Annotated in this window: 14 protein-coding genes, 1 tRNA gene and 1 pseudogene; 1 reads left to right on the top strand and 15 read right to left on the bottom strand. The window is 70.6% G+C overall.

From position 1 onward, the window contains the following. Position 1 precedes the first annotated feature (1 nt). From VG296_RS06440 to VG296_RS06465, 6 genes and pseudogenes are all read right to left on the bottom strand, one after another. Positions 2–1,798, bottom strand: a complete 1,797-nt coding sequence (locus tag VG296_RS06440; RefSeq protein ID WP_414641064.1) for a phosphatidylglycerol lysyltransferase domain-containing protein — start codon at positions 1,796–1,798, stop codon at positions 2–4. 170 nt (positions 1,799–1,968) lie between these two features. Beyond that, complete coding sequence (gene folE / locus VG296_RS06445; protein WP_325564096.1) at positions 1,969–2,556, bottom strand: GTP cyclohydrolase I FolE; 588 nt, start codon at positions 2,554–2,556, stop codon at positions 1,969–1,971. Positions 2,557–2,730: 174 nt separating this feature from the next. Next, a pseudogene (gene ftsH, locus VG296_RS06450) lies at positions 2,731–4,662 on the bottom strand (ATP-dependent zinc metalloprotease FtsH); the annotation flags it as partial. Between the two features lie 258 nt (positions 4,663–4,920). After that, positions 4,921–5,472 (bottom strand): hypoxanthine phosphoribosyltransferase, encoded by a 552-nt coding sequence (gene hpt / locus VG296_RS06455; RefSeq protein ID WP_325564100.1) that lies wholly within the window; start codon positions 5,470–5,472, stop codon positions 4,921–4,923. Between the two features lie 19 nt (positions 5,473–5,491). Then, entirely contained in the window at positions 5,492–6,532 is a 1,041-nt protein-coding gene (gene tilS / locus VG296_RS06460; RefSeq protein WP_325564102.1) for a tRNA lysidine(34) synthetase TilS, read from the bottom strand. Between the two features lie 45 nt (positions 6,533–6,577). Further along, positions 6,578–7,723, bottom strand: a complete 1,146-nt coding sequence (locus VG296_RS06465; RefSeq protein ID WP_414641063.1) for a zinc-dependent metalloprotease — start codon at positions 7,721–7,723, stop codon at positions 6,578–6,580. Between the two features lie 185 nt (positions 7,724–7,908). On the opposite strand from VG296_RS06465, the gene VG296_RS06470 reads away from it, so the two are divergent. Then, the gene (locus VG296_RS06470) at positions 7,909–8,409 is read left to right on the top strand and encodes an inorganic diphosphatase (protein ID WP_325564106.1); all 501 of its coding nucleotides are present in this window, start codon (positions 7,909–7,911) and stop codon (positions 8,407–8,409) included. Between the two features lie 99 nt (positions 8,410–8,508). On the opposite strand, the gene VG296_RS06475 is transcribed toward VG296_RS06470, so the two are convergent. From VG296_RS06475 to VG296_RS06515, 9 genes are all read right to left on the bottom strand, one after another. Further along, on the bottom strand, positions 8,509–9,393 hold the full coding sequence (locus VG296_RS06475; RefSeq protein ID WP_325564108.1) for a hypothetical protein: 885 nt from the start codon (positions 9,391–9,393) through the stop codon (positions 8,509–8,511). 50 nt (positions 9,394–9,443) lie between these two features. Then, complete coding sequence (locus VG296_RS06480; RefSeq protein WP_325564110.1) at positions 9,444–10,700, bottom strand: C40 family peptidase; 1,257 nt, start codon at positions 10,698–10,700, stop codon at positions 9,444–9,446. Positions 10,701–10,952: 252 nt separating this feature from the next. Continuing rightward, positions 10,953–11,026 (bottom strand) — tRNA-Thr (locus VG296_RS06485). Between the two features lie 47 nt (positions 11,027–11,073). Beyond that, complete coding sequence (locus VG296_RS06490) at positions 11,074–12,615, bottom strand: alpha/beta hydrolase (protein ID WP_325564111.1); 1,542 nt, start codon at positions 12,613–12,615, stop codon at positions 11,074–11,076. A gap of 102 nt (positions 12,616–12,717) precedes the next feature. Further along, positions 12,718–13,932 carry a DNA polymerase III subunit delta' gene (locus VG296_RS06495; protein WP_325564112.1) on the bottom strand — a complete coding sequence of 405 codons (1,215 nt, stop codon included), beginning with the start codon at positions 13,930–13,932 and terminating at the stop codon, positions 12,718–12,720. Then, positions 13,929–15,179, bottom strand: coding sequence for a dTMP kinase (gene tmk, locus VG296_RS06500; protein WP_325564113.1), 1,251 nt, complete (start codon positions 15,177–15,179; stop codon positions 13,929–13,931). Before tmk ends, VG296_RS06495 begins: the two co-directional genes overlap by 4 nt. A gap of 55 nt (positions 15,180–15,234) precedes the next feature. Beyond that, the gene (gene topA, locus VG296_RS06505; protein WP_325564114.1) at positions 15,235–17,967 is read right to left on the bottom strand and encodes a type I DNA topoisomerase; all 2,733 of its coding nucleotides are present in this window, start codon (positions 17,965–17,967) and stop codon (positions 15,235–15,237) included. 251 nt (positions 17,968–18,218) lie between these two features. After that, positions 18,219–19,739, bottom strand: coding sequence for a class I SAM-dependent methyltransferase (locus VG296_RS06510; protein WP_325564116.1), 1,521 nt, complete (start codon positions 19,737–19,739; stop codon positions 18,219–18,221). A gap of 83 nt (positions 19,740–19,822) precedes the next feature. After that, complete coding sequence (locus VG296_RS06515) at positions 19,823–22,192, bottom strand: sodium-translocating pyrophosphatase (protein WP_325564118.1); 2,370 nt, start codon at positions 22,190–22,192, stop codon at positions 19,823–19,825. Positions 22,193–22,552: the final 360 nt, after the last annotated feature.

Here is a 22,552-nt window from a genome sequence, read left to right on the forward strand (position 1 = left end):
CTCAGCCCTCAAGCGGCGCCGCGCTCAGGTCCGCGTCCGCCGCGTTGCGTCCGCCGCGCTGCAGCAGCGAGGGCAGCACCAGGAAGGCCTCGGCCTCCAGCGCGGCCAGCGCGATCCGCGGTAGGTCCCGGGTCTGCCGGAAGACCACGAAGCGCGGCTCCCAGATCGGCCGGAACTTCACGTTGAACCGGTACAGCGACTCGATCTGGAACCAGCGGGACAGGAAGACCAGCAGCCCGCGCCAGCGCCGCAGCACCGGCCCGGCGCCGATCCGCTCGCCGCGCTCCAGGGCCGAGCGGAAGACCGCGAAGTTCAACGAGATCCGGCACACGCCGAGCCGGTCCGCCTCGCGCAGCGCCGCCACGATCATCAGCTCATTGAGCCCCGGGTCGGCGGTCCGGTCGCGGCGCATCAGGTCAAGCGAGAGCCCGTCCTTGCCCCAGGGCACGAAGTTGAGCACCGCGCGGATCTTCCCGTCCTTGCGCGCCGTGACGACCACGCAGTCGCCGTCGGACGGGTCGCCGAAGCGGCCGAGCGCCATCGAGAAGCCGCGCTCGGTCTCGGTGGACCGGCCGTCATTGGCCAGCCGCCGGATCGCCACGATCTCGGTCTCCGGGATCTCCCGCAGCCGCCGGGTCTCGCAGACGTAGCCCTTGCGCTCGATCTTGTTGACCATCTGCCGGACGTTGCGCATCGCCCGGCCGTCCAGGGTGAAGTCCGCGACCTCGACCACGGCCTCGTCGCCGAGCTCCAGCGCGTCCATCCCGGCCTCCCGGCACCAGATCTCGCCGCTGAGCTCGCTGCAGCCCATCACCGCCGGGATCCAGGCGTACTTGTCCGCCCGGTCGCAGAAGGCCTTGATCGCGCCGGGCCACGCTTCGGGATCGCCCACCGGATCGCCGCTGGCGAGCATCACGCCGGCGACCACGCGGTAGGCGACGCAGGCCTTGCCGCTCGGCGAGAAGAGCACAGCCTTGTCCCGGCGCAGCGCGAAGTAGCCGAGCGAGTCGCGCTTGCCGTGCTTGGCCAGCAGTTCGCGGACCTCGGTCTCCTGAGCCGGCGTCAGCAGCGCGTCCGGGATGGCGGGACGCATGAACAGGTACAGGGTGACCAGCAGCGTCAGCAGGCTGAGTCCGAGCAGCGAGAAGTACACGTAGTCGCCGTACCGGTCCGCCTGGAAGACCATCGGCCCGCTGACTCCGACCAGGCCCAGCCACACCTGTTCGAGCCGGCCGCCGAGGCTGCCGCCCACGATGATCTCGCTCGGCCGCAGCGAGACGATCAGCAGGCCGAGTCCGACGTCGATGATCAGCAGGCAGAAGAAGGCCCAGATCGCCCGCCAGCGCGAGCGCGGGTCGCTCAGCGCGTAGAACTCGTTGCGGTAGACGATCAGCAGCGCCAGCAGCACGGCCTGCAGGATCACCCCGTTGCCGGTGGCCCGCGGGATGAAGTGCCCGGCGAACGCGACCAGGTGGCCGATGATGGTCAGCACGAGCAGCACGACCGCGCCCATCCAGGCCCGGTGCTTGCGCCGCCGCAGCCCGTGCGCGAGCAGTACCAGCAGCACGCCGAGGATCAGGCTCGCGGCGACGCCGTACGGATTGTTGATCTCCAGGCCCGGGACGAAGTGGCTCACCTTCTGCGCGGACTCGGACTTTATCGGCCCGGTCTTGCGGAAGGCCGGGAACAGCGCGTAGATGATGTCCAGCAGGCCGATCAGATAGCACACGAGACCGGCCACCCGCGGGATCCACGGCCGTCGCTTCGGCCGCACCAGCGGCTGGACCAGCGGCTGCACGGCGCTGAGGACGGCGCCGGTGAGATCCGACTCGGCCTCGTCGGCTTCCGGTTCGGCCGCCTCGTCGACCGGCGGCGGCGTCTGGGCGGGCAGCGGCTTGCCGCCGGTGCCCCGATCCCGATCCGCCTTCGGCTGCGTCCCCGCGGCCGATCTTCGCCGCGGTTCGGCCTTCACCGACCGAGAATGAGGCTCATCGCCTCGGCCCGGGTCGCGGGGGCGCGTAGCATTCCCCGCACCGCGGACGTCACCGTCCTCGCCCCCGGCTTCCTGATCCCTCGCATCGACATGCACAGGTGTTCGCACTCCACTACGACGATGACCCCACGCGGTTGCAGGATGCGGACGAGCGCGTCCGCTACCTGAGTAGTGAGACGCTCCTGAACCTGCGGACGTTTCGCGTACACGTCCACCAGCCGTGCGAGTTTCGAAAGGCCGGTGATACGTCCGTCCACCGAAGGAATGTAGCCGACATGGGCCACTCCGTGGAACGGCACGAGGTGGTGTTCGCAGCACGAATAGAGCTCGATGTCGCGCACCAGCACCATCTCGTCGTGTCCGAGGTCGAAGGTGGTGGTGAGAACCTCCTCGGGCGCCTGCTGCAGTCCCGCGAACATCTCCTGATACGCCCGGGCCACCCGGCGCGGCGTGTCCCGCAGGCCGTCGCGCCCGGGGTCCTCCCCGACCGCGATCAGCAGTTCGCGTATCGCGCTCTCGGCGCGCTTCTCGTCGAAGGGGGCGATCGCCCGGCCGGCGTCCACCGTCTCTTCCTCGCGGAGCGAAATCGGGTTAATCACGCTGGCCTGCCTACCGTCGTTGCTTGTGCGGCGCCCCGCGGCCGCATGCGAACGGCCCCGTGAACGCCGGTGAGGCGGCCCAGTCTAGTACCTGGGACCGCCTCCCGATCATCCGATTGATTGTCGGCTGCCGACCTAGTCGCTGCCGTTCGCCGCGGTCAGCTCCTTGGGCGAGCGGACCGGGGGCACGTCCGAGGGCACCCGGCGGGAGGACCCGGTCCAGGCCGGACGCGGCGGGCGCATCCGGACGTCCGCGAAGACCGTCGCGATCTGGCTCTTGTCCAGGGTCTCCTTCTCCAGCAGCTCGAGCACGAGGCGGTCGAGGATCGCGCGGTTGTCGGCCAGGATCTCCCAGGCCTCGTCGTGCGCGTTCTCGATCAGCTTCTTGACCTCCTCGTCCACCAGGGCGGCGACGTCCTCGGAGTAGTCGCGCTGGTGGCCCATGTCGCGGCCGAGGAAGACCTCGCCGCTGTCCTGGCCGAGCTTGATCGCGCCGAGCCGCTCGGTCATGCCGAACTGGGTGACCATCGCGCGGGCCACCTTGGTGGCCTTCTCGATGTCGTTGCTGGCTCCGGTGGTCGGGTCGTGGAAGACCATCTCCTCCGCGGCGCGCCCGCCCATCGCGTAGGCCAGCTGGTCGAGCAGCTCGTTGCGGGTGGTGGAGTACTTGTCCTCGTCCGGCAGCACCATCGTGTAGCCGAGGGCCCGGCCGCGCGGCAGGATGGTGACCTTGTGCACCGGGTCGGTGTCCGGCAGCGCGTGCGCCACCAGGGCGTGGCCGCCCTCGTGGTAGGCGGTGATCTTCTTCTCGCGCTCGCTCATCAGGCGGGTCTTCTTCTGCGGCCCGGCCACCACGCGGTCGATCGCCTCGTCCAGCGCGTAGTTGTCGATGAGCTTCTTGTCGGTGCGGGCCGTCAGCAGCGCCGCCTCGTTGAGCACGTTCGCCAGGTCCGCGCCGGTGAAGCCGGGGGTGCGCCGGGCGACCGCCATCAGGTCGACGTCCGGGGTGATCGGCTTGCCCTTGGCGTGCACCTCGAGGATCTGCCGGCGCCCGTTGAGGTCCGGGGCGTCGACGGCGATCTGCCGGTCGAAGCGGCCGGGACGCAGCAGCGCCGGGTCCAGGATGTCCGGCCGGTTGGTGGCCGCGATCAGGATGACCCCGCCCTTGACGTCGAAGCCGTCCATCTCGACGAGCAGCTGGTTCAGCGTCTGCTCGCGCTCGTCGTGGCCGCCGCCGAGACCGGCGCCGCGGTGCCGGCCGACCGCGTCGATCTCGTCCACGAACACGATCGCCGGGGCGTTCGCCTTGGCCTGCTCGAACAGGTCGCGCACCCGGGAGGCGCCGACGCCGACGAACATCTCGACGAAGTCGGAGCCGGAGATGGAGAAGAACGGCACGCCCGCCTCGCCGGCCACCGCGCGGGCCAGCAGCGTCTTACCGGTACCGGGCTGGCCGTACAGCAGCACGCCCTTCGGGATCTTCGCGCCGATCGCCTGGAACTTGGCCGGGGCCTGCAGGAAGTCCTTGATCTCCTGCAGCTCCTCGATCGCCTCGTCCACGCCGGCCACGTCCGCGAAGGTGGTCTTCGGGGTGTCCTTCGTGAGCATCTTGGCCCGGGACTTGCCGAAGTTCATCACCCGGGAGCCGCCGCCCTGCATCTGGTTCAGCAGGAAGATGAACACGACCACGAGCAGCAGGAAGGGCAGCAGGGTGACCAGCGCGGAGACGATCCACGAGGTCTTGGTCACGTTCACGTTGTAGCCGCCGGTCAGCTGGCCCTTCGTCCCGGCGGTGTCCAGGTCGCCGGCGAGCGTGGCACCCTGCTGGTCGTTCAGGTAGGTGGCCTGCTCCTTGGTGCCGTCCTTCAGCGTGACCTGGATGGTCTGGCTGGAGCCGGTGTTCAGCTGGGCCGAGTTCACCTGGCCGGCTTCGATCTGGGTGATGATCTTGGAGGTGTCCACGGAGGTATAGCCGTTGCCCGAGGACATGATGTTCATCACAGCGAGCACGGCGAGCACGACGAGCACGACCCAGATCACGGGGCCACGGAAAATTCGCTTCACGTCCATCGTTGCGAGGCGCTGACGGCCCCGTCCCTCCTGCCGGCTCTTCGTCCCCGGACCACTGCCCGGAAACCTTTATTCTGCCCGGTCAACCCGCGGGCCCACGCTGCGCGTCGCCCAGGACCATGCCCCGGCGACGGCGGCGCTACCCGCCCGTCGCCCGAAGCAACCGGGTGACCCGGCTCTAACGGAGTACCGGGTCATTACATGGTGGCAACGATCCTACGGGGTCCGCGCGTTCCCGGACCACGCATCTGTTTTCGGTCAGGAGTAGACGTGCGGGGCGAGCAGCCCGATGAACGGCAGGTTCCGGAAGCGCTGGTCGTAGTCGAGGCCGTAGCCGACGACGAAGTCGTTGGGGATGTCGAAGCCGACGTACTTGACGTCGATCTGCACCTTCGCGGCGTCCGGCTTGCGCAGCAGGGCGCACACCTCGAGCGTCGCGGGCTGACGCTGCTTCAGGTTCGACAGCAGCCAGGAGAGGGTCAGCCCGGAGTCGATGATGTCCTCGACGACGAGCACGTGCTTGCCCTTGATGTCGGTGTCCAGGTCCTTCAGGATCCGCACCACGCCCGAGGACTTGGTCCCCGCGCCGTACGACGAGATCGCCATCCAGTCCAGCGTGATCGGGTTGTGCAGGGCCCTGGCCAGGTCCGCCATCACCATGAGCGCGCCGTTGAGCACGCCCACCAGCAGCAGCTCCTCGCCCTCGTAGTCGGCGTCGACGTCGGCGGCCAGTCGGGCGATCCCGGCCCTTATGTCCTCCTCGCTGAGAAGGATCTTCTCGAGCTTGTCGCCCATGTCCTTGTCGTCCACGTCGCTTTTCTCTCCCTCGTTACTTGGACGCCGCTCCGGTGAGTTGTTGGCTGCGTCCGGCGCCGTCGTCAGGTGCGGGCGCGGTCTCGCCGAAGGCCAGTCTGCCATTCGTCCTGCGCACCTCGACCGCCCCGGGTAGCTGCAGCGGGCCCTGACCGCGCCAACCGGTGACCAAGGCGTCGACGGCCTCGATGTGCGCGGCGGCGAGGGTGCCGGCCGGGGCGCCGCTGCGCAGCGCGGCGAGCCTTATCACCCGGCGGCGCACGGCGGTGGGCAGTTCGGCCAGCCGGCGCGCGTCGAGACCGCCCTCGGGGTGCTGGCAGGCGACGTATTCGCGGCCCGCCCACTCGTCGAGCGCCTCGGTGTCCTCGCGCAGCATCCGCGCGGTACGGGCCAGCGCCTCGGGCATGCCGGGGCCGAGCACCTCGGCGAGCTCGGGGATCAGCCGGTGCCGGACCCGGGAGCGGGTGTAGGCCGGGTCGGCGTTGTGCGGGTCCTGCCAGGGATCGAGGCCCTCCGCCGCGCACGCGGCCGCGGTGGACGAGCGCGGCAGCGCGAGCAGCGGGCGGCGGTAGCGGTCCTCGGGGCCGAAGACGGCGGGCATTCCGGCGAGGGAGCGGGCGCCGGAGCCGCGGGCGAGGCCGAGCAGCACGGTCTCCGCCTGGTCGTCCCTGGTGTGGCCGAGCAGCACGCTGCGCGCCCCGTAGCGCTCGGCGAAGTGGTCGAGTGCCTCGTAGCGCGCGGCCCGGGCGGCGGCCTCGGGTCCTCCCGTGCGGCCGACGGTGACCGCGACCGATTCGACCGGGTCGAGTCCGCGCCGCCGCAGCAGCTCGACGACCTCGCGCGCGCGTTCCGGAGAGCCGTCCTGCAGGCCGTGGTCCACGCTGACCCCGCCGCAGCGCAGCCCGAGGCGGGGGGCGACGAATGCGGCGGCGCAGGCCAGGGCGAGCGAATCCGCGCCGCCCGAGCAGGCGACGAGGACGAGGTCGCCGGGCTGGTGGTCGGCGAGCGCCGTGCGGACGGCGAGTCGTATCGCCGCTACGGCAGGTACAGGTCCCATGGTGTGGCTCCTCGCTTCGGTGGCTCGAGTCCGACGGGCCGTACCTCAGCCGCGGCGCAGCGGGACCCGCCGCACCCACGCGGCGGGCTCCGCGATCTCCGCCATGGTCGGGAGGGTGTTCGGGGAGGTCCAGATCCGGTTGAAGCCGTCCATGCCGACCTCGCCGACGACGGCGCGCACGAAGCGCTCCCCGTCCCGGTACTGCCGCATCTTCGCGTCCAACCCGAGCACCTTGCGCAGCAGGGCGTCCGGCCGGATCCGGTGCGTGTTCCGGCGGCGGGCGAACTCCCGGCTGATCTCCGCGACCGACGGCACGACCAGCGGGCCGACTCCGTCCATCACGTACGTGGCGTGGCCTTCGAGCAGCGTCATCACGGCGGTCAGGCGGTCCATCGCGGCGCGCTGCTCGGGGGTCCGCACCAGATCGAGCAACGAGCGAGGAGCCATCCGGGTGCGGGCATACGCTTCCGTCTCCACTCGTTCGGCGGGTACGTCGGCGTGTCCCCGTTGCTCCGGACGGGCGTAATTCCGTATTCCTTCACGCAGTCGGCCGATCAACTGGGTGGGTTCCAGGTCGAGTTCGGCGACCAGCGCGGCGAGCCCGTCGAGCAGGTGGTCGCGCAGCCAGGGCACGGCGCCGAACTGGGCCCGGTGCGCCTCCTCGTGCAGGCAGACCCAGAGCCGGAAGTCGGGCGGGTGCACGCCGAGCTCCCGCTCCACCCGGACGATGTTGGGCGCGACCAGCAGCAGCCGTCCGCCGCCCGCGCCGCCGAAGGGGTCGTACTGGCCGAGCACCCGGGTGGAGAAGAAGGCCAGCACCGAGCCGACCTCCGCGCCGGTGACCTTGGCGCCGAGCGTGTTGGCGAGGGAGCGCAGGTCGCCGGACGGCACGCCCTCGCGGTACTGCCGGACCTTCTCGACCAGCGGTGACGACAGTGTGCGCATCACGTCCAGGTTGGCGGTGACCCAGCCGCGCGAGTCGACCACCAGCACCGGCCGCTCCGCCGCCGGCACCTCGAGCCCGGAGAACGTGCGCACGTGCTCCTCGGCCGCGACCGCGCAGGCCCGCAGGTCGGCCACCGCCCGGTCCGCCCCGGCGCGGGAGACCGCGGGTCCCGGCCTGGCCAGGCCGCGCGCCGTGGCCCCGGCCACCTGCCAGTCGATGAGCTCGTCGTTCTCCACACTGTTCAAGGTATCCCGTTCCGGGGTGAAGAATGTCTGTGAGCACGTCCGGAATGTTGCGTTGATCACGTCCACCGGCCGGGTGCGGCGACCGGTATCCCGCGTAGGGGACACTTGTGCGTGACATTACGCGGGCACGCGTCCGGTGCGGCTGGATGCGGCTCGACGGAAGCCGCAATGGAGGAATTGGACCGATGGAGTTCGACGTCCTGATCGAGATCCCCAAGGGGCAGCGGAACAAGTACGAGGTGGATCACAAGACCGGTCGGATAAGGCTGGACCGGATGCTGTTCACCTCCACCCGCTACCCGTCGGACTACGGCTACATCGAGGACACCCTCGGCGAGGACGGCGACCCGCTGGACGCCCTCGTGCTGCTGGACGAGCCGACCTTCCCCGGCTGCCTCGTGCTGTGCCGTGCCATCGGCATGTTCCGGATGACGGACGAGAAGGGCGGCGACGACAAGGTCCTGTGCGTCCCCGCGAACGACCCGCGGCAGGAGCACATCCGCGATATCCACCACGTCTCCGAGTTCGACCGGCTGGAGATCCAGCACTTCTTCGAGGTCTACAAGGACCTCGAGCCCGGCAAGTCCGTCGAGGGCGCCAACTGGGTCGGCCGCACCGAGGCCGAGGAGGAGATCCGCCGCTCCCGGCTGCGTTTCGCCGAGTCCCCCGAGGCGCACGGCCACTGATTCCTTGACGCCTCTGCTCTGGCGAGCAACCCTCCCCGCGCCGCTCCCGGAAAACCATCCTCCATTCCGGTGAGCGGCGCGGCGCGCGTTCCGCGTCCGTCAGATCGGTCCGGCGGCCGCGGCGTCATCGAGCGGCTCGGCCGCGACGAGGCACTCGGCCCCCGCTGCCCGGAACGTGCGCCAGACGGCGGCGAGGTTCGCGGCCTGCAGACGGCGGTTGCCCGGGTCGGCGGCGTCGAAGGGGCGCAGGAAACCCAGTTGGTCGAGATCGACGTACGCGGCGTTCGTGCCGGACAGCCGCATCTGGCGGTAGATCTGCCAGCCGACCATGGACCTGGCCCCCTCGCGCGGGCCGCGGATCCGCAGGACCCGGCCGGGGAGTTCGGGCGTGCGGACTGCGCTGATTGCCGTAGCCGGGCGGACTGCCTTCGCGGCTGCCGTCGAGTCCGACCCCGGCCAGTCCTCAGCCACCTTCGAGATCCCCCCGATCACCTCGTCCACCGACAGCCCGGTCGTGTCGACGTACGAGCCCGGGAATCGGTCCATCAACACGGCCTCGAGCATGACCTCGTCCATCGGCTCTCCCGGCCGATCGCGCACACTGAGTCGATACCGCAACTCATCTGCATCGACGCGCAGCCGGATCGCGGTCAGCGCGACGTTCGGCAGCAGCCTTTCATCGATACCGTGCTCCGGATCGACGACGCCTGAGACGACCAGACACGCGGCACCGGAATCACGTGCGTTCGCGGCCACGGCGTCGAGGTTGGCGGTCTGCATGCGGTGCCGTCCCGGGTCCTGCGCCGGCTCGGGCCACCACTTTTCCGGTGTCGGCGGGCCGTAACACATGCCCAGCTGGTCGACGTCGACGTATGCGGCACGTACCCCGTCGCGCCACAACCGCGTGGAGAGCTCCCACGCCACGGTGCTCTTGCCGACCCCTGACGGTCCGTACAGCCACAGAACCGGCAACGCGCTCGTCATGACCGCGAGTATTGCCACAAACTCGCTGGGGCGGAAACGAATTAATGGAGTCAGTAGGGCCGGGCGTAGAACTGGATCGGGCCCCACATCCACATATCGGAGACCATCACGTTCCAACCGGTCTTCGGGGCCTGGACCATCTTGCCGCTGCCGAGATAGATCGCCTCGTGATAGATGGTGTTCGAATCGTTCGGATCGGTGGCCCAGAAAATCAGGTCGCCGGGTTGCAGCTGGCTGTACGTCAGCGGGTGGCTGGCCTGGTACTGGAACGCGGCGAAGTGCGGCAGATCGATGCCCGCGGACTCGTAGGCGCGCATGGCGAGGCCGGAGCAGTCGAAGGAGTCGGGTCCGGTGCCGCCCCACAGGTACGGCTTGCCGAGCTGGGCCAGCGCGTACTGGAGAGCCTGGGCGGCGATGCCGGAGGCGTACGGCGGCACCCCGACCCCGACGGACTGGGCCGGGCCCGACGGGCCGTTACCTGAGTCGGAGTCGGATCCGCCGCCGTTCGAAGCCTGCTGCGCGGCCCGCTGGGCCGCCTGTTGCGCGGCCTGTTGCGCCGCCTGCTCCTCCGCCTGCTGCTGGGCGATCCCGCTCTGCCGCTGCTGGGCCAGCTGCGCCGCCGTGTTCTGCGCCGCCTCCTCCTTGGCGAGCATCGCGTCGAGCTGCGCGCCAAGGTCGCTGACCTGGGCCTCAGCGGCACCGGCCGCCTGCTGGGCCTGCTGCGCCGACTGCGCGACGGCGACCTGCGCCGCCTTGAGCGCCGCCGCGCTCGCGTCGGCCTGGGCCTGCGCCGCCGCCGCGGTCTTACTGGCGTCCTCGGCCTGGGAGACGATCGAGGACTGACTCGCCAGGACGCGGCGGACCACGTGTACGCCGTCCATGTACTGCTGCGGGTCCCGCACGTCGAAGACGACCGTGAGGGAGCTGAGATCCGCCGCCGCACCCGAGCGGTACGCGGCCGCGACCAGCCTGCCGAGCTCGACCTTCGCGGCACCGGCGTACGCCGCGGCGTCGCGGGCCCGCTGCGTGGCCCGGACCGCTGCCTGCTGAGCGGCCTGCTCCGTGGCCGTCGCCTCGGCGTACCGCTGCTGGGCCTGCCGCGCCGCCGCCTCGAGCTGGGCGAGATGCTGCTGCGCCGCGACGAGCGCCGCCTGCGCCGGAGTCACCGCCGACTTCGCGTCGTTCGCCGCCTGATTCGCCTGATCGACCTGTCCCTGGCTCGGGTAGACGGGATCAGCCTGCGCGCCGCCGACCAGGCCGGTGACGATCGTGACACTCAGCAGCACGCAGCCGAACGGCACCGCCACGCGTGACCGCCGCCGCAACCGCCGTCCCTCGAGCCGCCGCATACCCGTGTCACCGCCCGTCGTCCGTGCGCTAGTCAGATAAGCATCGTGACTCGCTGATCCCCGAGATGGCCGCACGACACGCTCGCCATCACTCGTATGCGTGGAAAATGCGGATAATAACCCCCATTCGGACCCGAGCCGCGCCCGGACACACAGAAGCCCTGAACACACAGAAGCCCGGACCAATCGAGACTGGTCCGGGCCGCGCGGAGCCTCCTATCGGAATAGAACCGATGACCTACGCATTACGAGTGCGTCGCTCTGACCGACTGAGCTAAGGAGGCCTGGCCGGAGGTCGAAACACCCCGGCCGAGCCACCAGTGTAGCGGACCTAGCTGGTCTGCTGGCAAACGGTTCCGGATGTGGGCAGCGCACCGGTCAGGTAGTAGGCGTCCACCGCGCCGTCGATGCAGGTGGAGCCGCGCCGGTAGGCCGTGTGGCCGTCGCCGTTCATGGTCAGCAGGCGGCCGCTGGCGAGCTCCTTGGCAAGGCCCTGCGCCCAGGAGTACGGGGTGGCCGGGTCGTTGGTGGTGCCGACGACGATGATCGGCCCCGCGCCGCGGGCGGCGATGGTGTGCGGGGAGTCGGTCGCGCTCGCCTTCCAGTAGGCGCAGGGCAGGCTGGACCAGTCGACCATCGGGCCGAAGAACGGCGCGTCCTTCTCGAACGTGGGCAGGCTGGCCTGGATCTGCGCCACCGAGGTCGCCTCGTCCGGGTGGTCCACGCAGTTCACCGCGTAGTTGGCGGCGATCTCGTTGTCGACGAAGCGGCCGTTCTCCCGGTCGTTGTAGGCGTCGGCCATCGCCAGCAGGGTCGCGCCGCTGCCCTTGAAGGCGCTGGTCAGGGCCTGCCGCAGGGTCGGCCACCAGGTCTGGTCGTACATGGCGACGGAGATGCCGGTCAGCGCGTACGCCTGGTCCAGCATGCGTGTGCCGTCGCCGGTGATCGGATGCGCCTCCAGGCCGGTGACCCAGTTCTCGAGTTTGGTGAACGCGACGTTCGGGTCGGTGGTGCCCATCGGGCAGTTGCTCTGCTTCACGCAGTCGGCGAGGAACAGATGCAGTTCCTTGTCGAACGCCTCGGCCTGAGTCAGGTTCTCCTGTTCGGCCGTCAGGTTCGGGTCGATCGCGCCGTCGAGCACGAAGCGGCCGACGCGTTGCGGGAACTCCTGCGCGTACGTCGCGCCGAGCAGCGTGCCGTAGGACTTGCCGAGGTAGTTGAGCTGCTTGTCGCCGAGGGCCGCGCGCAGTATGTCCATGTCCCTGGCCGCGTCCACGGTGCCGATGTGCGGCAGCAGCGAGCCCGACTTCGCCTCGCACTGCTGCGCGAACAGCTGCGACTCCTGCTGCACCTTCACCAGTTCGGCCGGGGTGTCCGGGTTCGAGGGCGTGTCGACGAACTGGTCCATCTGGCTGTCCGTCAGGCACTGCACCGGGTTCGACTGGCCGACGCCGCGCGGATCGAAGCCGACCAGATCGTAGCGGGCCGTCAGGGACGAGTCGAGGACGTCGCCCGAGGTCGCGTACGAGATGCCGGATCCGCCGGGCCCGCCGGGGTTCACCACCAGCGAGCCGAGCCGCTGCGCCCGGTTCGTGGCGGGTTTGCGGACGACGGCGATCTGGATGGTCGCGCCGCTCGGCTCGGCGTAGTTCAGCGGCACGGACAGTCGGCTGCACTGGTAGCCCTTGTCGCAGGACTTCCAGACGAGCTGCTGGCCGTAGAACTTGGCCAGATCCGCGGACGTGCCCGCGGTCAGGCCCGGACTGCTCGTCGTCGCGGCCTGCGCACTGCTGAACGCGGTGCACGCGGCCAGTGGCAGGGCGAGCAGGAGCACGCCCAGGGCCAGCGGTCGCGACGCGAGACGAGGGGTCATCGGCGGGATCCTTTCCTTGGGAGACCCCTCAACCGTACTCCGGCGAAGCGGCGCGGACCGGGCATGTTGATCATGGACGCGCCGGACTTGCCGGAAAATACGCTAACCGAGCGATACCGCCATCGCCTCGACCGCGAGCAGCGGCGCGACGTTCGACGCGATGGCCTCCCGGGCGTGCAGCACGGCGTCGATCCGGCGCCGCGTGTCCTGCGGCCGGGAGCCCGCGGCGATCTGCGAGACCTGTGGCCGCAGGTCAGCGTGCACCGGCTCGGGCGGCTCGCCGCCGCCGGTCAGCTGGACCGCGAGCACGTCACGGTAGAACGCGATCAGGTCGTTGAGCGCACGGTCCAGCGCGTCCCGCTGATTGCGGGTCAGCCGGCGCTTCTGCTTGGTCTCCAGCTCCTTGAGAAGCCCGGCCGAGCCCGCCACGCCGCGTGCCGTGCCCGCGCCCTTGCCCTGGCCGAAGCCGAGGGCGAGCTTGAGCCCCTCGGTCTCGGCCGCGTCGAGGGCCTCGGTGGCCACCTTGGCCTCGGTCTCCGCGGCGTCGACGAGCGCCTGCGCGGCGTTCAGCGCACGCCCGATGTCCCGAGCCTCGATCGGCAGCCGCAGCACGGCGGACCGGCGCGCGGCGGCCTCCGGGTCGAGGACCAGCGTCCTGGCCCGCTCGTAGTCGCCCTGTGCGGCACGCGCTGCGTTCACGGCCTGCTCGTATTCGGCGCCGTCGCGCTGGACCAGGGCCTCGGCGACGGCGGGGACGGACGGCGTACGCAGGTTCAACTGGCGGCAGCGGGACAGGATCGTCGGCAGCAGGTCCTGGCTGGACGGCGCGCACAGCAGCCACACGGTCCGGGCCGCGGGCTCCTCGATCCCCTTGAGCAGCACGTTCGCGGCGGCCTCGGTGAGCCGGTCCGCGTCTTCGAACACGATGATCTGCCAGCGTCCGCCGGCCGGGGCCATGGCGCAGTCGCGGACCAGCTTGCGCGCGACGTCCACGCCGATGCTCAACTGGTCGCTGCGCACGACGGTGACGTCCGGGTGGGTGTCGCCCATCGTCGTGTGGCACTCCCGGCAGTGCCCGCAGCCGGGCAGTTCGCCGGTGCACTGGAGGGCGGCCGCGAACGAACGGGCCGTCAGACCGGTGCCGGATCCGGGCGGTCCGGTCAGCAACCAGGCGTGCGTCATCGCGTTCACGCTCGTTCCGCCGGCGCCCGCGTGGATCCGGCGGGCGGCCTCCGCGGCGCGCACCAGCCGCGCAGCGGCCGCACCCTGCCCGATCAGGTCGGTCCACACCCCATAGCCCACGCCGGATTCCGTCACGACGAACCCTCCCCAGGCTCGGGTTCCGGTTCCGGCTCGCGCGCCGCCGACGGCGCCTGCGACCGCGACCGCGCCTGCGCGGACCCCTTCAGCCGCTCAGCCTGCTCGGCCGCAGCCTTCACGGCCGCGGCCGAGAGCCTGGCCCGCTCCTTCGCCCGCGCCTCGGCCTGACGCATCGCCAGCTCGTGCTCGCGCCGACGCAGCGCGTCCCGCTGCATCTGCGTGCGCTGCTCGTGCTCGGTCCGCTCGGCTTCGTGCCGGGCCGATTCGGCCTTGCGCTCGGCCTCGGCCTGCGCCTTCTCCTGACGCTCGCGCGCCTCGGCCTCGGCGGACGCCGCCCACTCCGAGGCCTGCCGACGCCGCTCCTGCTCGGCGGCGTAGCGCTCCGCCAGCTCCTTCTCCTGCTGCCGCCTGCTGGCCTGCTCCTCGGCCTCGCGCTTCGCCCGCTCGGCTTCGGCCCGCGCCTCGCGGAACTCGCGCTCCTTGCTGAGCGCCGCCTCGATCTCCGCCGCACGCTCGGCGGCCTTGGCCGCCTCGTCGGCCGAGGGCGGCAACAACCGGTCAAGACGGTCCTGGATCGCGCCGGTCAGTATCCGCGGCGCCTGGCTCGCGTCGAGCACCAGGTAGCGCGCGGGTTCGGCCTTCGCCCTGGCCAGGAACGTCGCCCGCACCCGCTCGTGGAACTCCGCGGCCTCGGCCTCCAGCTTGTCCGCCTGGCCGGTCCGCTCCTCGCGCCGGGCCCGCGCCACGGCGGGATCGAGGTCGAGCAGCACGACCAGGTCCGGGCGCACGCCCTCGGTGGCGAACGCGGACAGCGCGGTCACCTCGTCCGCGGGCAGACCCCGGCCGCCGCTCTGGTAGGCGACCGACGAGTCCACGTGCCGGTCCGTGAGCACGACCGCGCCACGATCCAGCGCAGGACGGACGATCGTCTCCAGGTGATCGGCCCGGTCCGCGGCGAACAGCAGCGCCTCCGCCCGCGCGCCGAGCTTGTGCTCCTCCGCGTGCAGCACGAGATTGCGCAGCACCGAGCCGAGCGGCGTCGCCCCCGGCTCGCGCGTCGTCACCACCGTGAAGCCGCGTCCGCGCAGCCAATCGGCGACCGCGGCGATCTGCGTGCTCTTGCCCGCGCCGTCGCCGCCCTCCATCGCGATGAACCAGCCGGGGTACGGCCGCCCCGACTCGCCCTCGGCCCGCGCCGAGCCGGCGGCCCGCCAAGACCGCAACGCGCGCAACTTCCCGACCATGCCGCTAAGGCTACTGGGCCCCGGCGACAGGTAGTGAACGCCGCCGTCACTCCGGCTACTCAGCCGCCGACTTCTTCGCGGCGGTCTTCTTGGCGGCCGCGGTCTTCTTCGCCGTCGTCGTCTTCTTCGCGGCCGTCTTCTTGACCGCGGTCTTCTTGACGGCCTTCTTCGCCGCCGGGCCCTTGGCGCGCTTCTCCGCGAGCAGGTTGTGCGCCTGCTCCACGGTCAGCTCCTCGACCGTCGTGCCGCGCGGCACCGTCACGTTCGTCTCGCCGTCGGTGATGTACGGCCCGAAGCGGCCCTCCTTGGCCACCACCGGCTTGCCGTTCGTCGGGTCGGCGGCGAACTCGCGCAGCGGCGGCTTGGCCGAACCGCGCCGGCCGAACTGCTTGGGCTGCGCGTAGACGGCCAGCGCCTCGTCCAGCGTGATGTCGAAGATCTGGTCCTCGCCGGTGAGCGAGCGCGAGTCGGTGCCCTTCTTCAGGTACGGCCCGTAGCGCCCGTTCTGCGCGGTGATCTCCTCGCCGGACTCCGGGTCCTTGCCCACGACGCGCGGCAGCGAGAGCAGCTTGAGCGCCGTCTCCAGGTTCACCTCGTCCACGGACATCGTCTTGAACAGCGAGGCGATCCGCGGCTTGACGGCGTTCTTGCCGGTCTTCGGCAGGTCGTCCGGCAGCACCTCGGTCACGTACGGGCCGTAGCGCCCGTCCTTCGCGATGATCTGGTAGCCGGTCTCCGGGTCCACGCCGACCTCGAAGTCGCCGCTCGGCCGGGCCAGCAGCTCCTCGGCCATCTCGACCGTCAGCTCGTCCGGCAGCGTCCCGTCCGGCACGTTCGTCCGGGCCAGCGAGTTGCCCTCGCCGTCGTACTTCTCGATGTAGGGCCCGTACTTGCCGACCCGCAGCGCGATGTTGTCGCCGATCGCGAAGGTGTTGGTCTCGCGCGCGTCGATCTCGTTGAGCTTGCTGGAGATCTGCTCCTTGAGCCCGTCGTCGCCCAGATAGAAGTTCGCCAGGTACGGCACCCGCTCGGCCTCGCCGCGGGCGATCCGGTCCAGGTCCTCCTCCATGTGCGCGGTGAACTCGTAGTCCACCAGATCGCCGAAGTGCTTCTCCAGCAGCCCGACGACCGAGAAGGCCAGGAACGAGGGCACCAGCGCGGTGCCCTTCTTGAACACGTAGCCGCGGTCCTGGATGGTCGAGATGAAGGTCGCGTACGTGGACGGACGCCCGATCTCGCGCTTCTCCAGGTCCTCGATCAGGCTCGCCTCGGTGTAGCGCGCCGGGGCCTTGGTGGTGTGGTCCTCGGCGGCCAGCTCGGCGGCGCGCAGGGACTGGCCCTCGGCCACGTCCGGCAGCCGGCGGTCCTGGTCGTCGAGCTGCGCGTCCGGGTCGTCCGAGCCCTCGACGTACGCCTTCATGAAGCCGTGGAAGGTGATCACCTTGCCGGACGCGGAGAACTCGGCCCGCCGGCCGTCCGTCGAGGTGCCCGCCACCTTGATCGAGACCGAGCTGCCGGTCGCGTCCTTCATCTGCGAGGCGACGGTGCGCTTCCAGATCAGCTCGTAGAGCCGGAACTCGTCGCCGCTCAGGCGGGCGTTCGCCGGGGTGCGGAAGGTGTTGCCGGAGGGCCGGATCGCCTCGTGCGCCTCCTGGGCGTTCTTCACCTTGGAGGCGTACGTGCGGGCCTTGTCCGGCAGGAAGTCGTTGCCGTACAGCTCGCGGACCTGCGCCCGGGCCGCCGTGATCGCGGTCTCCGAGAGGGTCGCCGAGTCGGTGCGCATATAGGTGATGAAACCGTTCTCGTACAGCTTCTGCGCCACCGACATCGTGCGCTGCGTGCTGAAGCCGAGCTTGCGGCTCGCCTCCTGCTGCAACGTCGTCGTGCGGAACGGCGCGGAGGGAGAGCGGCGGTACGGCTTGCGGTCGATCGAGGTGACCGTGAACGCCGCGCCGCTCAGCCCCGCGGCCAGGGCGGCGGCGGACTCGGCGTCCAGGTGCAGCACGCCGTCCCGGTTCAGCTGGCCGTCCGAGCCGAAGTCGCGGCCCTGCGCCACCCGCGAGCCGTCCACCGCGAACAGCCGGGCACCCATCGTGCGCGGGTCGTCGGTCGGCTTGTCCGTGTCGAAGACGGCGGTCAGGTCCCAGTACGCGGCGGGCTTGAACGCGATCCGCTCGCGCTCGCGCTCCACCACGAGCCGCGTGGTCACGGACTGCACCCGGCCCGCCGACGTGCCGCCGGCGATCTTGCGCCAGAGCACCGGCGAGACCTCGAAGCCGTAGAGCCGGTCCAGCACGCGGCGCGCCTCCTGCGCCTCGACCAGCTCGCCGTTGATGTCGCGCAGATCGTGCAGCGCGCTCTGGATCGCGTCCTTGGTGATCTCGTGGAAGACCATCCGGCGGTACGGGATCTTCGGCTTGAGCGCCGCGACCAGGTGCTGCGCGATGGCCTCGCCCTCGCGGTCCTCGTCGGTGGCGAGCAGGAGTTCGTCGGACTCGCGCACCAGCTTGCGCAGCTTGGCGATGTGCGCGTCCTTGCCCTCGGAGATGACGTAGAACGGCTCGAAGTCGTGGTCCACGTCCACGCCCAGGTTGGCCCACGGCGAGGAGCGCTGCGCCTCGGTGAGCTTCTCCCGGGTCTCCTTGCTCGGCAGGTCCCGGATGTGGCCGATGCTGGCCTCGACGGTGTAGCCGGGGCCGAGATAGCCCGCGATCGTCTTCGCCTTGGCCGGCGACTCGACGATCACGAGGCGGCGCAGATCACTCCCGCTCTTGCTGCTCGGCGGCACGGTCGTTGCGTCCTTCCGGTTCCTTCTGCCTGGTGGGTGTTTCCTTCGGGCCTCGATACCCCGGAGGCTGCCGAGGAAATCACCCGCCGCGTCGCTGGTCCACCCCGTCTCTTTCCGGGGCGTCCCCGGCGCGACACGCCCACCAGGCTACGCCCTGTTGAGCATAAGTATCGCCAAGCGATGGTACGACGGGCCGACCGGGCACTCCCGCCGAGGTGTCGAGAAGGCCTGGCAGCCGGGCTCCGGGACGCTCAGACCGTGCTGAGGAACCCCTCCTCGACCAGTGCGCGCACGGCGTCCAGCGCGCCGGAGCGCAGCGCCGCCGGCTCGATGCCGAACTGCCCGGCGATCCGGTCGAGCAGCTCTCCGACCGGCCGCTCGCCGTCCGCCGCGCCGACCACGGCGATGCCCACGGGGTCGATCTCGCCGGTCGCGCGCAGCCCGCCGGTCTGCCGCAGCCGGGTGTCGGTCGGGCTCCAGCCGCCGTCGCCGGTCTCGGCCGTCTGCTCCAGCACGACCCCGGGCGCCACCTGCAGGATCGTGCCGAGCAGCTGCTCGTCGTCGGTGTCGGCCAGGAACGCGTGCCGGGCGAACCAGTCGGGCACGTAGGCCCCGAGCGGCTGCTCGATCTGCCTGGTCAACTCCTCCAAACGGATGCTCGGCTGATCCGTTCCGGTGTTTCGTAGGATGATCCACCCGAAGGCCACGCCCTCGATCCGGTTCGCCGCGAAGTAGTCGAGGTAGGCCTGATAGCGCTCGACGTAGCGCGGCGAGTTGTGGTCGCCGGAGTCCCGCAGCCACAGCTCGGCGTACTCGGCCGGGTCCTGGAGCTCGCGCTGCACGACCCACGCGTCGCAGCCGGTACCGCGCACCCACGGCGCGAGCCGTTCCCGCCAGTCCTGGCCGTCGACGTGCAGCCAGTTGGCGAGCACGTGGCAGTAGCCGTCCTCGGCCAGATGCGCCGGGGCCCGCTCCAGGAACCGGCGGCACAGCTCGTCGCCCGGCAGCCCGGCGTCGCGGTAGGTGAAGCGCCCCTGCCCGGCGGCCGACTCGGGGGAGATCACGAACGGCGGGTTCGAGACGATCAGGTCGTAACGCTCGTCCGCGACCGGCTCGAACATGCTGCCGCCGCGCAGTTCGATCCGCTCCGCCTCGGTCCCGAGGGACAGCGCGGCGGTCAGGCGGGCGAAGTCGAGCGCCCGCAGGTTGAGGTCGGTGGCGGTGACGTGCTGCGCGTGCCGGGCGAGGTGCAGCGCCTGCACCCCGCATCCCGTGCCGACATCGAGCGCGCGGGCGACGTTCTGGCGCACCGTCAGCTGAGCGAGGGTGGTGGACGCCCCGCCGACCCCGAGCACGTAGTCCGGCCGCATCGGCGCGTTCCGCCCGGTCACCAGCCCCGAGCCGAGGTCAGAGACGAGCCACCAGTCGACGTCTGACTCGCCATAAGGTCTGATATCCACCAGGGCCCGTACGGTGCCGTCGGTCCCGTCCTCCGCGAGCAGCCCGCCCGAAATCGCCTCCGCGAGCGGCACCGCGGCTTCTGCGGAGCCCTGATCCACGTTCTCCTGCAGTACGAAAAGCTTCGTCAGCGTCGCCACCGGCGAGTCGTCCCCCGCCACCGCGCGCGAAGCCGCCACCGACTCGTTGCGCGCCAACGCCGCGTACGCCGTGGCCCCCATCGCCTCCAGGCACCCGTCCACCGTGTACTGCGCCTTCTCCAGCGCCGTACGCAGCCGCTCGATCGCCGCCGGGTCGCTCATCAGCTCGCTCATGCGAGCCAGCCTAACGAAGGAAGGCCCGGCACCTCGGGTGCCGGGCCACCTTCTATAACCGCCGATAACTGCCTGTCGCCGCGCTACGCGGGCGTCGCCGCGTTGTCGGCGCCGTCGTGCTCCAGCGCCGTGCCGCCCTGGCTGGGCAGCTCGGTCTCGGCCGAAACGGCGATGGACCTGCGCTTGGAGTTCCACACCGCGACGACGATGACGGCGATCGCGGCGGCGGAGATCAGGCCGCGCACCGTCGGGTTGCTCCCGGTGCCCAGGGACAGCGCCACGATCGCCGGGGCGATCAGCAGCGAGACCAGGTTCATCACCTTGATCAGCGGGTTGATGGCCGGGCCCGCGGTGTCCTTGAACGGGTCGCCGACGGTGTCGCCGATGATGGTCGCCTCGTGCGCGGACGAGCCCTTGCCGCCGTGGTTGCCCTCCTCGACCAGCTTCTTCGCGTTGTCCCAGGCGCCGCCCGAGTTGGCCAGGTAGACGGCCATCAGGGTGCCGGTGCCGATCGCGCCCGCGAGGTAGGAGCCGAGCGCGCCGACGCCGAGCGAGAAGCCGACCGCGATCGGTGCCATCACCGCGAGCAGACCCGGGGTGACCAGCTCGCGCAGCGAGTCGGTGGTGACGATGTCCACGACCTTGCCGTACTCGGGGCGGCCGGTGCCCTCCATGATCCCGGGGATCTCGGCGAACTGCCGCCGCACCTCGAAGACCACCGCACCCGCCGCGCGGGAGACCGCGTTGATCGCCAGGCCGGAGAACAGGAAGACCACCGCGGCGCCGACGATCAGGCCGACCAGGTTGCGCGGGTCCGCGATGTTGAGGATGCCCGCGTACTGGAAGTTCGAGGCGGTCGGGGCCAGGCTCAGGCCCTGTTTCTTGGCGACTGCGTCGGTGATCGCGCTCTGGAAGGAGCCGAACAGCGCGGTGGCCGCCAGCACGGCCGTGGCGATCGCGATCCCCTTGGTGATCGCCTTCGTGGTGTTGCCGACCGCGTCCAGCGAGGTCAGCACCTGGGCCGCCTCGCCCTGCACGTCGCCGGACATCTCCGCGATGCCCTGCGCGTTGTCCGAGACCGGCCCGAAGGTGTCCATCGCCACGATGACGCCGACCGTGGTCAGCAGCCCGGTGCCCGCCATAGCCACGCAGAACAGCGAGAGCACGATCGAGCCGCCGCCGAGCAGGTAGGCGCCGAACACGGCCGCCGCGATCAGCAGTGCCGAGTAGACCGCGGACTCCAGGCCGAGCGAGATGCCGGAGAGGATGACCGTGGCCGGGCCGGTCAGCGAGGTCTTGGCGACGTCCTTGACCGGGCGGAACGCGGTGTCCGTGAAGTAGCCGGTGAGCTGCTGGATCGCCACCGCGAGCACGATGCCGATGACCACCGAGACCAGCGCGATCACCTGCGGGTTGCCGGTGCCTCCGGCCGTGGCGTTGGTCAGCTTGGCCATGCTGCTCGGCAGGTAGCTGAACGCCGCGATGGCGACCAGGACCACCGACGCGATCGCGGAGATGAAGAAGCCGCGGTTGATCGACTGCATGCCGGAGCGGTCACCCGGCCGTGGCGAGACGGCGAAGATGCCGATGACGGCCGTGACCACGCCGATCATCGGGACCAGCAGCGGGAAGACCAGGCCCTGGTTGCCGAACGCGGCCGAACCCAGGATGAGCGCGGCGACCAGCATCACCGCGTAGGACTCGAACAGGTCGGCGGCCATGCCCGCGCAGTCGCCGACGTTGTCGCCGACGTTGTCCGCGATGGTCGCCGCGTTGCGCGGGTCGTCCTCCGGGATGCCCTGCTCGATCTTGCCGACCAGGTCGGCGCCGACGTCCGCGGCCTTGGTGAAGATACCGCCGCCGACGCGCATGAACATGGCGAGCAGCGCGGCGCCGAAGCCGAAGCCCTCGAGCACCTTCGGGGCCTCGCCCTGGTAGGCGAGCACTACGATCGCGGCGCCGAACAGGCCGAGGCCGACGGTGAACATGCCGACCACGCCGCCGGTGCGGAAGGCGATCCGGGTGGCCCGGTTGGCCCCCGACTCGCGCGCCGCCGCGGCCACCCGCACGTTCGCGCGCACCGCCAGCTGCATGCCGATCGTCCCGGTGGTCGCCGAGAACCCGGCGCCGAGCAGGAAGAAGATCGACCGGCCGATCCGCTCGTTCCAGTTGTCCGCGGGCAGCGCGAGCAGCACCAGGAAGGCGATCCCGGCGAACAGCGACAGCGTGCGGAACTGCCGGGCCAGGTACGCCGTGGCGCCCTCCTGGACCGCGGCCGCGATCTCCTTCATCTTCTCGGTGCCCTCGCTGGCCGCTCTGACCTCGCGCACGAGGTAGGCGGCAACTCCGAGGGCGGCCAGCGCGACGATCGCGACCACGATGACCAATGTGATGTTTCCGCCCGTGAGACTCGGGGCGGAGTCCGCCATAGACAACTCGGCGGGCCTGGGCATCTCGTCCTCCTTGACGTAGTCGCCCCGGGCCTTGCGTCAAGAGAACGTGGGTGAGACTCCTGACAGTGCGGAGCGTTCAGTGGATCCGGAGTTTACGCACGAGCAATGGATTGGACCAGCGTCGAGTTAGGCGATGATCACGTAAAGACATGTGATCCACGTCTCAACGAGCGTGGATTCCGCGGCACGCCACCCGCCGTCACGGCGAAGTTCACTCGTGGGGGTGCCAAGATTCCTCACCGGTCGTCGGTCCATCCGGAAATGCGTATATCCCCTTCGCCCCTTTCCGCACGGAAGCGGATCGGGCGAAGGGGATATCCGGGTTCTTCATCCTCCGGGTCGTTCCCGACGCGGCGTTGG

The organism is Actinospica sp., assembly GCF_035552695.1.
Classification (GTDB): Bacteria; Actinomycetota; Actinomycetes; order Streptomycetales; family Catenulisporaceae; genus Actinospica.